A 13621-nucleotide genomic window follows, 5' to 3' on the forward strand; every position below is an offset into this window, starting at 1 on the left:
CGGCCCAGGTGTGCCAAGCCGGCACGCCACTCATCGCTAGGACACTTCATCATGTTTGAACGCATCAACCGGTTGTTCCCGGTCTGGGCCGTCTTGCTGGCCGTCATCGCCGCTTTCGAGCCGCAGCTCTTCGTCGGGCTGAAGGCGGATATCACGACCCTGCTGGTGGTGATCATGTTTGCCATGGGCCTGACGCTGACCCGCGAAGACTTCGCGCGGGTGATCAAGTCGCCCAAGCCGATCGCCGTCGGCGTCGTGCTGCAGTTTCTGATCATGCCCGTTGCCGCGCTGCTGGTGTCTCGCGTGCTGCAGCTCAGCCCGGAGCTGACCACCGGCATGATCCTGGTCGGCGCCACCGCAGGCGGCACCTCTTCCAACGTGATGACCTGGCTGGCCGGCGGCCACGTGGCGCTTTCGGTGTCGATGACCATGGTTTCCACCGTGATTTCGGTCGTCGCCACGCCGTTCATCACCTGGCTGCTGGTTGGCCAGACCATCGACGTGCCGGTTCTCGGCATGCTGGTGAGCATCGCCAAGCTGGTCATCGCGCCGATCGCGCTGGGCGTGATCGTGCATCACCTGCTGGGCGCGCGTATCCGCAAGATCGAATCGGCGCTGGCCACGCTCGCCATGGCCGCCATCGTGCTGATCATCGCCATCGTCGTCGCGCTCAATGCCGGCAATCTGGCCACGCTGGGGCCGATCGTCGCGATCGCCGTCATCGCCCACAACGGCATCGGGCTCACCGCCGGTTACTGGCTGAGCCGCGCGCTGGGCTTCGACATTCGCACCGCTCGTACCATCGCCTTCGAGGTCGGCCTGCAGAATTCCGGCCTCGCGGTCTCGCTTGCCAACCAGTTCTTCACCGCCGGTGCCGCGCTGCCGGGGGCGCTGTTCTCCGTCTGGCACAATGTTTCCGGTTCGCTGCTGGCGGGTTACTGGAAACAGCGGGGTGTTCGCGCCAAGGGCGCAACGGCAGACACGAGCGAGAGCGTCAGCCGCTGAGATCGATACGAATGTTGTCTTAATTCCGACGCTGGAGAAGCGGGGCGAAGTGCTAGAATGCGCGCCCCGCTTTTTTGTGCGCGAGACAGCCGAACCATGCGTGATGATGCCGAACGGACGACCGAATCCCGGCCGCCGAGCGAGACCGAGTTTCCGAGTGCCGAGGCCAGCCGCGAAGCGGTCGTCGGCGAAGCGACCCCGCCGCGCCGCGAGTTCAAGGCGCGAGGCAGCTTCGTCGAACGTTGCGACGGCTGCCGTCTGCCGGTGCTCAACTGCCTGTGCCCTTATCGCGTCATGGCGACGAGCGAGGCCCAGGTATGGCTGCTGACGCACTCCTACGAACATCACAAGCCTACCAACACCGGACGGCTGATCGCCGACGTGCTACCGCAGACCCAGACCTTCACCTGGTATCGCACCGAGCCGGAGGCACGCCTGCTCGAGCTGCTGGCGGATCGGCGCTACGTACCGTTCGTCGTCTTCCCCGATGACCAGCCGGACTATCAACACCGCGTGGTCGACGAGCGTGCGGTGATCAGCGCCAAGCAGGATGGCTTCATTCCGGTGTTCATCCTGATCGACGGCACCTGGCGCCAGGCGCGGCGTATCTTCCGCAAGAGCCCGTATCTGGATGGCCTGCCGGTGCTGCCGTTGCATACCGACCGGCTGACCCGCTATAGGTTGCGCAAGCCGGCATCTGCTGCGCATCTCTGTACCGCCGAGGTCGCCGCCGAACTGCTGCGCAAGACTGGTGATGTCGACGCCGCCGACGTGCTCGACGACTATTTCGACGCCTTCAACCAGAGCTACGCCGAGAGCCGCTTCTACCGCAAGATCGAAAAGCCCAGCGCCGCCATGCAGCGCCTGCTCGATCGGCGTGCCCTCGAAACGACCGACGCCTGAGCGGCTTTTTCGTTTTGTTCGCCGGATGAGCTCTGGCCTGACCTGATTGCCGCCCCGCAGTGTTAGAGAACTGGCAGAGAACTGGCAGAGAGGTGGTAGAGAGGTGGCTAAGAAGCGATAGAGAGGTGACAGATGAGTCGCGGCAGGCAGGCCGCGCCATCGGCTGCACTGCGTCCCGAACGTTCGCAGTGATTGATAAAATGTTATGATATAACGTATTGTGTGGGTGGCGATGCAGTCTTCACGTCATTCAGAAAAAGAGATACGAATCATGAAATTATTATCAGTGCGGAGCGCGGGTGTCGTGGCAGTCGGTTTGCTGACCATGGGGAGTTTCCAGACCGTCCTCGCCGAGGATCACGATGGTCATGGCCATAGCCACGAACATGACGATCACGACCACAGCCATGACCATGAACACAGCCACGATCACGGCGACGATATCCATGCGGGTTACTTCGACGACGACCAGGTCGAAGATCGAAAGCTTTCCGACTGGGAAGGGGACTGGCAGTCCGTCTATCCCTATCTCCAGGACGGCACACTCGATGACGTCTTCGCCCACAAGGCCGAGCACGGCGACAAGACGGCGGCCGAATACAAAGCCTACTACGAGAAGGGCTATCGGACCGACGTGAACCGTATCGTCATCGACGGCGACAAGGTCACCTTTTTTGATGACGGCGAAGCGCATACCGGCGAGTACACCTACGACGGCTATGAGATTCTGACCTACGAAGCCGGCAACCGTGGCGTGCGCTATATCTTCGAGCGGGAAAGCGGGGACGACGACGCCCCGCAGTACTTCCAGTTCAGCGACCACGCCATCTCGCCCACCGATGCGGACCACTACCACATCTATATGGGTGACGATCGCGACGCGCTGCTCGACGAAGTCGTCAACTGGCCTACCTACTATCCTGCCGATCTGAGCGGTGAAGAGGTCGCCGAAGAGATGATGGCGCACTAAGCGCTATTCCGGGCCTCCGCTGCACTCGCATCGGGGGCCCCGGTAATGTTATCGTCTGCGCCGTGCGCCCGAGTGGCTCAACTGGATAGAGCAACGGCCTTCGAAGCCGTGGGTTGCAGGTTCGAGTCCTGCCTCGGGCGCCATTTCGATTGATCTCGAATCATCCCGCCTTACCGAACCGCGCATCATCACCAATCTTGCCTGCTGTTCGGCTCATCAATACCCATTCTGCATTACGATCTTCAAAGCTCACGCCACCAGTTTTTCGACCATCAAAATGATCGAGTGGATCACCTTGATATGGATCTCCTGGATGCGGTCGGCGTAGCCGAAATGAGGAACCCGAATTTCCACGTCGGCGAGCCCCGCCAATTTGCCGCCATCCTTGCCGGTCAATAGTATGATGCTCATGCTCTTTGCTCTCTTAGCACTTGAGTGAAGTTCGCGAGAAGCAATGCGACAAACGCGAGTCTTTACGATGACGAATGTGAAAATCTTTCAGCCCGGCACTGAGAATGAGCAGGCGTTTCTGGCTGCCGTGCAGCGCAGCGAGTCCCTCTTCGACAGGTGGGTTTCACCACCAGATACTCCGGAGAAATACGCCGATCATCTGCGCCGCTATTCGGCGGAGACGCACTACAGTTATTTGGCCCAGGCAACTGACGGCGCGCTGATTGGCTGTATCAACCTGAACGAAATTGTTCGTGGCGCGCTCCAGTCTGCGTACTTGGGTTATTACGCGTTCAGTCCGAACCAAGGCAAAGGGTTAATGAAGGAAGCATTGGATACCGTGATTTCCCACGCCTTCGACAAACACGAGCTTCATCGACTGGAAGCCAATATTCAGCCAGACAACGTGAGCTCGATTTGCCTGGTCAAGTCACTGGGCTTTCGGTTGGAAGGATATTCGCCGCGGTACCTGAAAATTGACGGCGAATGGAGAGACCACGAGCGCTATGCGATCACGTCGGATGAGTGGGTTTCACAGGCACATGCTGTCCGGTAGATCAATTCGAAGGCGCCTGGCAAGCTTTAGTCGAAAATCCGTTTTCGGTTATTAGCGATTACATCCCTTGATCTTCAAGCATGTTCGTTTTGTCGCCGTCATATTGAACGTTACAGCCCGTACTATGGAATCCTAGAGCTCTATCTTGGAAGTACATTTGATCTCTTCCATAGGGATCTCGGTTTTGACACTCTGAACAATTTTCAGATTGGTCAGGTGTTGCATCTGGAACCGTCGGTAGGCGGACAGATCCTCGACGGCGACCCTCAACAGAAAGTCGCAGTCCCCGGCCATGAGGTGGCACTCAAGGACCTGGGGCATCTGCTTCACCAGCTCCGTGAATTGATGGACTGTCTCCTCGTCCTGGCCCGTTAGCCAAACTCGTGTAAATACGCTCACGCCGATACCGACCTTGGCTCCATCCAGCAGGGCGGCGTACCCTCGAACGACACCGGCTTCCTCAAGTAAACGCACTCTACGTAAGCACGTTGAAGGCGAGAGTCCGGTGCGTTTGGCAAGCTCCAAGTTTTGCACACGGCCATCTCGCTGTAATGCGTTCAATATTCGTCGGTCCGTCTTGTCGAGGGGGTATGGTTTTGAATTCAATTTATTGCTCCCTATTTGAAATTTTGTACCAAAATGTACCTTCTGGATAGCGCATAAAAAAGCCAAATTTCGGGCAGTGGTCGATAGGCTAACCATGAACTCATGATTAGCGAGCACGTCTTATGTATTCCACATCCGAAATGAAGTTATATCGCTGGGCAGAGCTGAAGCGGGGAATTAGGGACGCTTTCCCGGTCATCATCGGTCTAGTGCCACTAGCGCTAGTGCTAGGCGCACAGGCGAGCAAAAAAGGAATGAGCACGGTCGAGGTATCGCTGATGACGGCGCTCAACTACGCTGGCGGATCTGAATTCGCGGCAATCGAGCTATGGTCCTCCCCGCCTAACATTGCGGTGATTGTCGCAATGACGTTCTTGATCAACAGTCGCCACATCGTCATGGGCGCGACACTGGCTCCGCTACTGAAGCATTTGCCTTTCCGTAAGACTCTGCCTGCTCTTTTCTTCATGTGTGATGAGAGCTGGGCTATGGGGGTTGCCGATGCCAGAGGATCATCGCGATTCCAGCCCTTCAGTTTCCACTATTACCTGGGTGTTGCTCTTTTGCTCTGGTTCAACTGGGTTGCATTCACGTCTCTAGGGGCGCTGATCGGCCCAGCCTTGACTGACATTAGGGCGTGGGGATTCGATATGGCTTTTCCAGCCGTGTTTCTTGTACTGCTGCGAGGCATGTGGAAAGGATTGAAGTTCGCGTTGCCTTGGCTTGTCAGTCTGCTGATTGCATGTGGATCATGGCTATGGCTGCCGCAGGGATGGTTCGTGCCGACTGGCGCTCTTGGTGGGCTATTAGTGGCATATCTGTTGGGGGGTGACCGTTGATGATTTCATTCGACGTAGCCCTGACGATAGCCCTTATGGGGCTAGCCACTTACTCCACTCGACTGATCGGATTTCTCGCGATCCATAAGCTAGCATTGAACGCGAGAGCTACACGGGTCATGGAAGCCGCCCCCGGCTGCGTGTTAATCACGGTGATAGCGCCAAGGTTCGTAGCGGGAAACATGGGAGAGTTGCTGGCGTTAGCAATCACCATGTTAGCCGCTATTCGTTTCTCGCTGCTCCCTACCGTTATGATTAGTGTGATCTCTACCGGCTTAGTGCGTCATTTATGGGGATGAAGTCTTCATTATTTTTTGAAGATCATTTCAATGGCCTCGGTCGAGAGCTGCCAAGCCGGATGCAGAAAAAGTGCGGCGGATGGCCGGACCAACGACCACATTAGGTCAAAGCGTGTCGGTCACGCCAACGGCTACCGCTGCAAGCGCGCCAAATAGATCGGTGCTTATGCAGCGTCCCTTGTGGGTTCAGTCCACTAGCTGTTCCACCATCAAAATGATCGAGTGGATCACCTTGATATGGATCTCCTGGATGCGGTCGGCGTAGCCGAAGTGAGGAACCCGAATTTCCACGTCGGCGAGCCCCGCCAATTTGCCGCCATCCTTGCCGGTCAGCAGTATGACGTTCATGTTCTGGGCTCTGGCTGTCTCGACGGCCTTGATGATGGTTTCGGAGTTACCCGAGGTCGAAATGCCGAACAGCACGTCTCCTTTCCGGCCGACGGCTTCGACATAGCGCGAGAACACATACTCGTAGCCGAAGTCATTGGCGACACAGGAGAGGTGGCTGGGATCGGAAATGGCGATGGCCGGCAAGCCCCGGCGGTTCTCCCGAAAGCGCCCGGTGAGTTCTTCGGCGAAATGCATGGCGTCGCAGTGTGAACCGCCATTGCCGCAAGCGAGAACCTTCCCGTCGGCTTTGAAGCGTGCCGCCAATAGCTCCGCTGCCTGCGCGACCGCTTCCAACTGGGCTTCATCCTGGCTGAAGCGGGAAAGCACATCGGCGGCTTCATTCATCTGGTCTCGTACGATCTCTTTCAATTCCACGGGGGCTTCCTCTGGGCTGGCTTCGCTGGCGAGGATAGCAAGCCTATACGCCCGAGGCCCTCGATGCGGTAATGCAGCGCCTCGGGTAGGCATTCGTCATCTTGTCAGCGTGGGGTGAGCGCCGCACACTCTGGAGTTCCCGCGAGCCCACCTTCAGCATGGATGCCCCGTGACTTTCGAGACGATTCTGATCATCGCCTGTGCCTACCTCGTGGCCGCCTTCGTCAAGGGGGCGACCGGCCTGGGATTCTCCACATCCGCGCTGCCCATCCTCGCGCTTGGGCTGGGACTGAAGTTCGCGATGCCGCTGGTGATCATTCCCTCGCTGGTCAGCAACGCCATCGTCATGAGACAGGCGGGGCACTTCGGCGAAACGGTTCGGCGCTTCTGGCCGATGTTTCTTGCCACCATTCCCGGCCTGCTGATCGGCCTCGCCGTGCTGGATCTGATCGATAGCCTCGTCGCCGGCGCGATACTGGGCGTGGTGCTGATCGGCTACGGCGCTTTCACGCTGTTTCGCCCTGGCCAGCCGTTATCGCAGAGCCTGGGCCGCAAGCTCGCGCCGGCGTCCGGCTTTCTCACCGGGCTGGTGAATGGCATGACTGGATCTCAAGTCATGCCGGTGCTGCCGTTCCTGCTGGCGCTCCGGCTCGATCCCAAGCGGTTTATCCAGGCGATCAATATTTCCTTCAGCCTCTCGAGCCTGATCATGGCTGTGGGCCTGGCCAAGCTGGGGCTCATGACGGTTGAATCGGTCTGGATCTCGTTGTTGGGGCTGATACCCGTCTACGTCGGCACCAAGATCGGCGGTGTCGTGCGCCAGCGGATGGATGCCGACACCTTCCGCAAAGTGGTGCTGTTGATGCTGATCGTCTTCGGCGTCGTGCTGGTCAGCAAGACCGCTCTGGCATAGGGCGGGTAGCGCCGTTCAGGACGCGCGTAAGGGCGAAACCCAATGCAGAGCTGTCATGCTGCTGGGTTACGAATAGGCAATAGTGGGGCGGGTCAGCGATGTGGTAGTTTCGCTGATCGACTATCAATGACTGGATATGAATCGAATGATTAAAGGCGTGATTTTCTGTGTGTGCTTCCTTGTCGTGCAGCTCATGGTGTTGAGCCATATCGATAACCGCCTATCGCCTTCTTCCAAGGATGCGCGCCAGGTCGTAACAACGACGCCGGCAGTCAACCGAGAAAAGAAAGACGAGAAGGACGCACGTCCATCTTGATCATTCCGATGGGCTGAGAGCCCACCAGCCTGGGAGGGCGATGAAGCAATGGGCGCTCTCAGCCATCCCGCCTTCCCTCTCATAGCGCCTCTTCATGCACTGCCTCCACCTACCCAAGCCTTGGCCCTTATCGGGCCGGCGAAAAGGCGTCATCGGCCCCTGTGGCCATCCTCTGGTTTTTGTTCTGCCGAACCCCGCCGCGCGCTGTCGACTCCCCGCCCCGCCTGCGCGCTAAATGGGTCGGTTTTGATGCAGCGTTGCAGGAGGCGTCGGGCCGCGCCATCGCTGGGGTGGCGGGTCGGATTCAGCGTCGGAAAAGTGATGCGGAATGATGCGTTTTGCAGCCTAATCGACGAAAGGTTGGGGGCGGATTATAGAGAAATGAAACAAAGTGTGTAATGTTGATGCAGAAAGTGTCTTAAAACGGCTCAAGCGGTCTGGCCAGTTCCGATCCAAAGCAGCCGGTTTTGACGGATAACAATCGAGGCAATATACATGGCGCATGATATTGACGTAATTGGCGAGTTTAATCCCGAGACCTCTATTCTCTTCTTAGGCTCTGGATTCAGCCTCGGCGCGAGCAACATCGCGAATGGTAGCCCGCCCAACGGCAAGGGGTTACGGCGCCACTTTATCGAGCAACTTAACCTTCCAGCGGATACGGACTACGACCTGCAAATTCTCAGCGAGGAGTTCGCCGAGCATGATTCTGGAAAGCTTCGTGAAGAGCTTTATAGAGTTTTTCGGCTGACCGAACTAACTGCTGGACAAATAGCTGTGTTGAATGAGCCTTGGCGACGCATCTACTCGACCAACTACGACGATGCGGTCGAGTTGCATCGGTTGACAAGGCAAATGCCACCGAATGCTTACGATGTTTCGGAGCCAGTACCGAACAAGCTGCCTCACGGCGCTGTGGTGCACCTCCACGGCAGCATCCGACTGATTACACCTGATAATGTGATGAAAAGCCTGGTTCTCGGCGAAGGATCTTACGTGAACCAGTATGTCGTGCGCTCGCGCTGGTACGACCAATTTCAGCGCGATCTAGCCTTCGCAAGCACCCTGTACATCGTTGGATACAGCCTCGCCGATTATCATATTGCAGGCCTGCTGATGGCCAATCCTAAGCTTGCGGAGCGAACTGTCTTCATTCAAGGGCCTACTGTCGACGAAACGTTCCTGCGACGCACCGCGCAGTATGGGCGCACTATGTTTATAGGCACCGACGGCTTCGCCGAAGCTCTGGCGCGCGCTCCACGCTCAGTCACTCCCTCACTGGATAATCTGCGCTCTTTCCGCTCGCTGTCACCGGTACGAGATAAGAAGGCAGTCGCTCGACCGACCGCTACCGAGGTCTTTGATCTTCTAGTCTATGGCGATTTCGATCCTAATCGTCTTGCTCGATCACAGCCCAGTGAAGAGTACGCGATTGCTAGGGCAGAAATGGTGCGCACGGCGGCGGCTGCGATTGAGAATAAGGCGTCGCTCGTTGTAGATGGTCGGCTTGGTAATGGAAAATCGATTTTTCTTCATCTACTTGCGTTCGAGCTTTCGTCAAGAGGGTGGACTTGCCTAAAGCTTCAGCTCGGCCATCCGGACCTTCAACGTGAGATTGTGGCACTGACCGAGGTCGAGCGATTGGTCGTGTTTGTCGAGCAATATTCGGCCGCCCAGGATAGTTTGAGTGGCCTTCGAGATGCTCTTCCACAGGCTAAGCTCGTTGTGGAGGTGCGGACGGGTACGTTTGAGGTCCGCTTCCACGAGTTCGTAAAGCTTTTGCCCCAACCGTTTGATCGAGTGAGCTTGAACGCACTTACGAGATCCGAAATGACCTCGTTTGGCCGGTTGTGCGAGAGTGCAGGACTTCGTGCTCCCGATGTAGATCACCGTGGCGACCTACGCGATCTTTTGCTTGATATTTTCGAGAATGCCGCAGTTCGCGATCGTGTGAAAGAGGCTCTGGCCCCCCTGTTTGAAAATAGTTCTACTCGGCGAATTCTCACTATGACTATGTTGATCGCCACCCATCAAGGCTCTGTAGGTGCCTCCTTTGTGAGAAGCGTAGTCGGCGTAGATCCATTTATGGTGCTTAAACCATTGGAGGATCTGTCGCATGAAATTTTCGAGACGTCAGCTGATGGTTTCAGGGCTCGATCATCTATTTTCTCTTCGTTTGTGATCAAAGCGTTCATTACGTCAGAGGAGATCGCTAATGCTGTTGTAGAGGTGACGCTGGCCGCTGCCCAGCGGCGAAGCGAGCGGCCCTATAGGATTCTTATGTCGACTATGATGGCGTATTCGAGCTTGAGGAGAACTTTCCGAGGCAAGGGAGATCCGGGCACCGTCATCGCTAGCATCTATGAACGTTTACGATACGACGAGCGGGTGAGTGGTGAGCCGCTCTTTTGGCTTCAGTATGCGATCGCGATGGCGGAAAAAAACCGACTCGATGCTGCCGACGAATTTATAGCCACCGCCTATAGAAAGGCCGAAGAGCTTCCCGGCTTCCAAACTTATCAGATTGATACCCAGGCTTTCCGCATAGCTTTGTTACGCGCTATGAAGCAAAGTTCGGGCCAAGCTATTTTCAACATTGATGCAGTTCTTCTTGGTTTTGAGCGGATCGATGCCATGCTCGGCGACGGGAGCCACCGATTCTACGCTGTGAAAGTGCTTGAAAACGTTCGGCCGTTCGTAGCCGCACGGCTTGGAGATTTAGCAAATGGCGAGCGGACCGCCTTGCAGTATTGGCTTCTGAAGGTGGAAAAATCGCTCTCTTTGCTGCCAGATGATTTTAAGGCAACAGCTGGATCAGAGGAGATCCGCAAGAGCGTCGAGGCGGCTGCTAAAATGTTTATCGACCAACGTTAATCTTATGTGTGTCCGGCAAGTCTCGAGTTTTTCTACTGCTTTGCGCCGGACGTTCTATATCGTACTGCTTCGAAAGGCGGAGGGTTTTAAAGAAATTACAGTCTGCTTTTGGTCATAAGCTGTCTTGAGGCCAACCATCGTACAGGGTAGGTATGAACCTCCGATCGCATTCAGTGGCATACATAATGGCATACCATGCTGTATTGCCGCATAGATTTTCAATAAAAAACAATCAATTATCCCGTTTTTTGAGTCCTGCCTAGTACCGTTTTGGCGTGACCCGATCGGGAGATTGGAAGTAGTTAGCAAGTACATTAACTCTGACGCAGCAGTGATCGCCACCGCGAGGGGGGCATGCCAAAGGCGCGACCGAAGGCGCGGGTCATATGGCTCTGGTCGGCGAATCCCGCCGAGAGCGCGGCTTCGCTCAGGCCGATGCCAGCGGTGATGCATTGTCTGGCGAGATCCAATCGGCGTAGCGTGAGATAGCGATAGGGGCTGGTGCCGAACAGCGCCCGGAAGTCGCGGGTGAGCGTCCAGCGCTCTTGGCCGGATATCAATTCGAGATCGTCCAGCGTCACGCCCTCGTGAGTATGGGCATCTAAATAGTTCCGAACCAGGCTCGCCGCGCGGTAGTCGGGTGTCGTTCGCGAGCGGGCAAACCGGGTATCACTGTTGGTTTCCAGCACGGCGGCCAGATCGGCAATGCCGTTCTCCTCCTCGAGCGCATCCAGAGGCGCCTCGACCGACGTCAGGAGAAAGCGGACAGCGTCTCTCAATCGCGGGTCCGTCGACAGTCCGCCGGTAATATGTGGCAAGGTCCTGCCGCCCAACGCGGTCTGGATGAGCGCCGGGGCGATGTAGAGCATGCGGTAGCGAAACCCGCGCTCGTCGCCGGCGTGGCCATCGTGGGCCTCGTCCGGGTGGAGCACCATGACGGTGCCGGGCAGGCTGTGCCGATAGTCGCGCCGGTAGTGGAAGCTCTGCACCCCATCCAGCGTGATGCCGATGGCAAAGGTGTCGTGGCGGTGGGTATCGTAGGCATGACCCTGAAAGCGCGCCTCCAGACGCTCGATGCGAGAAGGCGAAGCCACGATGCACCAGTCGGCATTGTTATTGGCCATGGCGGTTCCTGTCACAGAAACGGTATGACAACGTAATCGAAGAACATCATCACCGCGACCACGACGAGCAGAATCGCCATGAGCCGGTTGCAGAGACGAAAGTATCTCGGTTGGTGGATTTGCTTGCCAACTATCTTGCCTGCCCAGAAGTAGAGCGCGGGAGCGCCACCGCCGCCCAGCGCGATGAGCGCCGAACAGCCGATCAACGCCGCGCCTGTGATTTCCCGACCCGGGAACATGACCGTAGTGATCGGGATGACGACGAGTGAGTTCTTCGGGTTGAGCAACTGCATTAAAAATCCATTGCCGAAGCTCAACCGGCCAGAACGGATCCCGTCCCGATCCCCCGCCGCCGTCAGGGTCGATGTGAATACCTTGAACGCCAAGTAGAGGATGTAGGCGCTACCGGCCAGCGCGATGTAGGGGATCAGGTCCCGGACGATCAGGATCTGGCCCGCGAAACCGATCACGGCGAACCAGCAGAAGATCGCCAGTGCCACGCCGGCGAAGAACCCCCACGTCTTCCTGAGCGAAGCGGTCAGCCCCTCGTTCAGGCTCAGCAGGTTCACGGGGCCGGGTGTGTACATCACGGTGAATGCGTACAAAACGATCTCCATCTCTCTGCCTCATCGATGATCAGTTCCGGTTGATTGGATAGGCTAGAGCCCCGAAGGCGTCGAATCTTGAACGATCCTGCAGCGGATGCTTCCGTATCGGTAAGGCTTACTTCCTATAGCGTGTTGGTCTTGGAGCGATTCGAAAAAGTGTTCTTTTGAAACGGACAATTCGGCATGGGGCAAATTTTCAGCCCGTGAGGTGCGGCGCGAACACTCTGCAAAAAATCGGCCGTTCGGTCCTCCTGCCTCGGTCTCGGCTTTCTACAGCTGTTCGAGCATCGTCAGCGAGCTTCGGATGTGGTGGCTGCCCGAGAACCGCTGCATTGGATGAAATCGCCGGATCTTTCGCTCGATACGGGTCGACCGTTACCGCTCGTTGCGTTCGATGATGACTGTTTCTACCGTCAGTGGGCGATGGAGGTCGGGCAGTCGCACCCCCCGGGTTTCACTACCGTCATGACCTGCGGGAGCATCGCTGGTGTCGTGTCGGCAGTGCTCTCCGGGTTGGGCGTGACACTCTTGAATAGCCGCCACATCACGCCCGAGATGGAGATCATGAAGGCCGCGTTTTCCTGAGCCGCCGCCGATCGTTTACGTCATCCGAACCGGGCGCAAGAGTTACTCCAGTGCGGTTCTTGGGTTGGTCGAGGCGATTTCTGGAGAGACTGATCGCGTCTGAATAAGAGAGGTGGCGTGGGATGGCGCCGGGTCAGCGCTAGCGCGGGAGAGGCTTGCACTCGTGTCAATCGCACCTTGCAGCCGAACATTTGAGAGTGCAGGCTGCGAAGTGAGGGAAGAGAGGCTATGATCTCTCTGTGGGGAAAATTTCGGTCTGTAGGCCGAGATGGAAAGTTTCTCGCTTTCCGATGAACACAGGGGTTGACGGGGTGACGATGAGAGCGCAAACTGACGGCCTAGTTGGTTAGCAAGTCGCATATTGTCAGTTGCACTCGAATCATTCGGTAGCCTGGTTATATCCCCTTGTTTTACCCACTATATCGGGTAGCACCCGGCAATCGTAATTAAGCGTTAAGCGCATTAAAGGAATTCGTAACATGGCAACTGGCACAGTTAAGTGGTTCAACGACACTAAAGGCTTTGGCTTCATTTCTCCGGCAGACGGTGGCGACGACCTGTTCGCACACTTCTCCGAGATCCAAGCCGACGGCTTCAAGTCTCTGCAGGACGGTCAGGAAGTTTCTTTCGACGTCACTCAGGGCAAAAAAGGTCTTCAGGCTGCTAACATCAAGCCGCTCTAAGACTTTGGTAGATTCTTCGCCTTAGGGCGATAGAGCTCCAGCACCAAGGCCCGCTAACGCGGGCCTTGGTGTTTTTGTGTGTTCATATTATTCATTGACTCTCCCGCCTCCGAGCTTCAGGCAGG

At 56.9% G+C, this 13621-nt stretch carries 15 protein-coding genes and 1 tRNA gene; 11 read left to right on the forward strand and 5 right to left on the reverse strand.

Going from position 1 to position 13621, the window contains the following annotated elements:
* Positions 1-51 precede the first annotated feature (51 nt).
* The 4 genes from DOM58_RS10450 to DOM58_RS10465 all read left to right on the forward strand — a co-directional run bounded on the left by DOM58_RS10450 (position 52) and on the right by DOM58_RS10465 (position 3021).
* On the forward strand, positions 52-1005 hold the full coding sequence (locus DOM58_RS10450; RefSeq protein ID WP_110692774.1) for a bile acid:sodium symporter family protein: 954 nt from the start codon (positions 52-54) through the stop codon (positions 1003-1005).
* A gap of 96 nt (positions 1006-1101) precedes the next feature.
* Positions 1102-1908: a tRNA-uridine aminocarboxypropyltransferase gene (locus DOM58_RS10455; protein ID WP_110692775.1), complete on the forward strand. Its 807-nt coding sequence runs from the start codon at positions 1102-1104 to the stop codon at positions 1906-1908.
* Between the two features lie 271 nt (positions 1909-2179).
* On the forward strand, positions 2180-2878 hold the full coding sequence (locus DOM58_RS10460) for a metal-binding protein ZinT (protein WP_110692776.1): 699 nt from the start codon (positions 2180-2182) through the stop codon (positions 2876-2878).
* A gap of 66 nt (positions 2879-2944) precedes the next feature.
* A tRNA-Arg gene (locus tag DOM58_RS10465) sits at positions 2945-3021 on the forward strand.
* A 106-nt stretch (positions 3022-3127) separates the two neighbouring features.
* Here DOM58_RS10465 and DOM58_RS10470 read toward each other — a convergent pair.
* Positions 3128-3289, reverse strand: a complete 162-nt coding sequence (locus DOM58_RS10470) for a phosphoheptose isomerase family protein (protein WP_223162158.1) — start codon at positions 3287-3289, stop codon at positions 3128-3130.
* 67 nt (positions 3290-3356) lie between these two features.
* Between DOM58_RS10470 and DOM58_RS10475 the strand changes: the two genes are divergently transcribed.
* Positions 3357-3884 (forward strand): GNAT family N-acetyltransferase, encoded by a 528-nt coding sequence (locus tag DOM58_RS10475; protein WP_223162159.1) that lies wholly within the window; start codon positions 3357-3359, stop codon positions 3882-3884.
* A 132-nt stretch (positions 3885-4016) separates the two neighbouring features.
* Here DOM58_RS10475 and DOM58_RS10480 read toward each other — a convergent pair whose 3' ends face one another.
* Positions 4017-4586, reverse strand: a complete 570-nt coding sequence (locus DOM58_RS10480; protein WP_110692778.1) for an Lrp/AsnC family transcriptional regulator — start codon at positions 4584-4586, stop codon at positions 4017-4019.
* Positions 4587-4612: 26 nt separating this feature from the next.
* On the opposite strand from DOM58_RS10480, the gene DOM58_RS10485 reads away from it, so the two are divergent.
* On the forward strand, positions 4613-5329 hold the full coding sequence (locus DOM58_RS10485; RefSeq protein WP_110692779.1) for an AzlC family ABC transporter permease: 717 nt from the start codon (positions 4613-4615) through the stop codon (positions 5327-5329).
* Positions 5329-5628: an AzlD family protein gene (locus DOM58_RS17865; RefSeq protein ID WP_110692780.1), complete on the forward strand. Its 300-nt coding sequence runs from the start codon at positions 5329-5331 to the stop codon at positions 5626-5628. The genes DOM58_RS10485 and DOM58_RS17865 overlap by 1 nt, the downstream gene beginning before the upstream one ends.
* Before the next feature lie 186 nt (positions 5629-5814).
* Here DOM58_RS17865 and lpcA read toward each other — a convergent pair whose 3' ends face one another.
* Positions 5815-6393 carry a D-sedoheptulose 7-phosphate isomerase gene (gene lpcA / locus DOM58_RS10495; RefSeq protein WP_223162160.1) on the reverse strand — a complete coding sequence of 193 codons (579 nt, stop codon included), beginning with the start codon at positions 6391-6393 and terminating at the stop codon, positions 5815-5817.
* A gap of 169 nt (positions 6394-6562) precedes the next feature.
* On the opposite strand from lpcA, the gene DOM58_RS10500 reads away from it, so the two are divergent.
* Together DOM58_RS10500 and DOM58_RS10505 are read left to right on the forward strand one after the other, a co-directional pair.
* Positions 6563-7306 carry a sulfite exporter TauE/SafE family protein gene (locus tag DOM58_RS10500; RefSeq protein ID WP_110692782.1) on the forward strand — a complete coding sequence of 248 codons (744 nt, stop codon included), beginning with the start codon at positions 6563-6565 and terminating at the stop codon, positions 7304-7306.
* Between the two features lie 811 nt (positions 7307-8117).
* Entirely contained in the window at positions 8118-10496 is a 2379-nt protein-coding gene (locus DOM58_RS10505; RefSeq protein WP_110692783.1) for an SIR2 family protein, read from the forward strand.
* 314 nt (positions 10497-10810) lie between these two features.
* Here DOM58_RS10505 and DOM58_RS10510 read toward each other — a convergent pair whose 3' ends face one another.
* Both DOM58_RS10510 and DOM58_RS10515 read right to left on the reverse strand, forming a co-directional pair.
* Positions 10811-11620, reverse strand: a complete 810-nt coding sequence (locus DOM58_RS10510) for an AraC family transcriptional regulator (RefSeq protein WP_110692784.1) — start codon at positions 11618-11620, stop codon at positions 10811-10813.
* 11 nt (positions 11621-11631) lie between these two features.
* Positions 11632-12237: a LysE family translocator gene (locus DOM58_RS10515; protein ID WP_110692785.1), complete on the reverse strand. Its 606-nt coding sequence runs from the start codon at positions 12235-12237 to the stop codon at positions 11632-11634.
* Positions 12238-12564: 327 nt separating this feature from the next.
* On the opposite strand from DOM58_RS10515, the gene DOM58_RS17870 reads away from it, so the two are divergent.
* Together DOM58_RS17870 and DOM58_RS10525 are read left to right on the forward strand one after the other, a co-directional pair.
* Positions 12565-12813: a LysR substrate-binding domain-containing protein gene (locus DOM58_RS17870; RefSeq protein ID WP_425353394.1), complete on the forward strand. Its 249-nt coding sequence runs from the start codon at positions 12565-12567 to the stop codon at positions 12811-12813.
* A gap of 479 nt (positions 12814-13292) precedes the next feature.
* Positions 13293-13496, forward strand: a complete 204-nt coding sequence (locus tag DOM58_RS10525) for a cold-shock protein (RefSeq protein ID WP_071229947.1) — start codon at positions 13293-13295, stop codon at positions 13494-13496.
* Positions 13497-13621: the final 125 nt, after the last annotated feature.

This window comes from Salinicola halophyticus, from assembly GCF_003206695.1.
Classification (GTDB): domain Bacteria; phylum Pseudomonadota; class Gammaproteobacteria; order Pseudomonadales; family Halomonadaceae; genus Salinicola; species Salinicola halophyticus.

Bases quoted from the DNA above. Each gene is read 5' to 3' on its own strand.
- DOM58_RS10450 (WP_110692774.1), top strand. From the start codon at position 52: ATGTTTGAACGCATCAACCGGTTGTTCCCGGTCTGGGCCGTCTTGCTG.
- DOM58_RS10455 (WP_110692775.1), top strand. From the start codon at position 1,102: ATGCGTGATGATGCCGAACGGACGACCGAATCCCGGCCGCCGAGCGAG.
- DOM58_RS10460 (WP_110692776.1), top strand. From the start codon at position 2,180: ATGAAATTATTATCAGTGCGGAGCGCGGGTGTCGTGGCAGTCGGTTTG.
- DOM58_RS10470 (WP_223162158.1), bottom strand. From the start codon at position 3,289: ATGAGCATCATACTATTGACCGGCAAGGATGGCGGCAAATTGGCGGGG.
- DOM58_RS10475 (WP_223162159.1), top strand. From the start codon at position 3,357: ATGACGAATGTGAAAATCTTTCAGCCCGGCACTGAGAATGAGCAGGCG.
- DOM58_RS10480 (WP_110692778.1), bottom strand. From the start codon at position 4,586: ATGGTTAGCCTATCGACCACTGCCCGAAATTTGGCTTTTTTATGCGCT.
- DOM58_RS10485 (WP_110692779.1), top strand. From the start codon at position 4,613: ATGTATTCCACATCCGAAATGAAGTTATATCGCTGGGCAGAGCTGAAG.
- DOM58_RS17865 (WP_110692780.1), top strand. From the start codon at position 5,329: ATGATTTCATTCGACGTAGCCCTGACGATAGCCCTTATGGGGCTAGCC.
- DOM58_RS10505 (WP_110692783.1), top strand. From the start codon at position 8,118: ATGGCGCATGATATTGACGTAATTGGCGAGTTTAATCCCGAGACCTCT.
- DOM58_RS10510 (WP_110692784.1), bottom strand. From the start codon at position 11,620: ATGGCCAATAACAATGCCGACTGGTGCATCGTGGCTTCGCCTTCTCGC.
- DOM58_RS10515 (WP_110692785.1), bottom strand. From the start codon at position 12,237: ATGGAGATCGTTTTGTACGCATTCACCGTGATGTACACACCCGGCCCC.
- DOM58_RS17870 (WP_425353394.1), top strand. From the start codon at position 12,565: ATGAAATCGCCGGATCTTTCGCTCGATACGGGTCGACCGTTACCGCTC.
- DOM58_RS10525 (WP_071229947.1), top strand. From the start codon at position 13,293: ATGGCAACTGGCACAGTTAAGTGGTTCAACGACACTAAAGGCTTTGGC.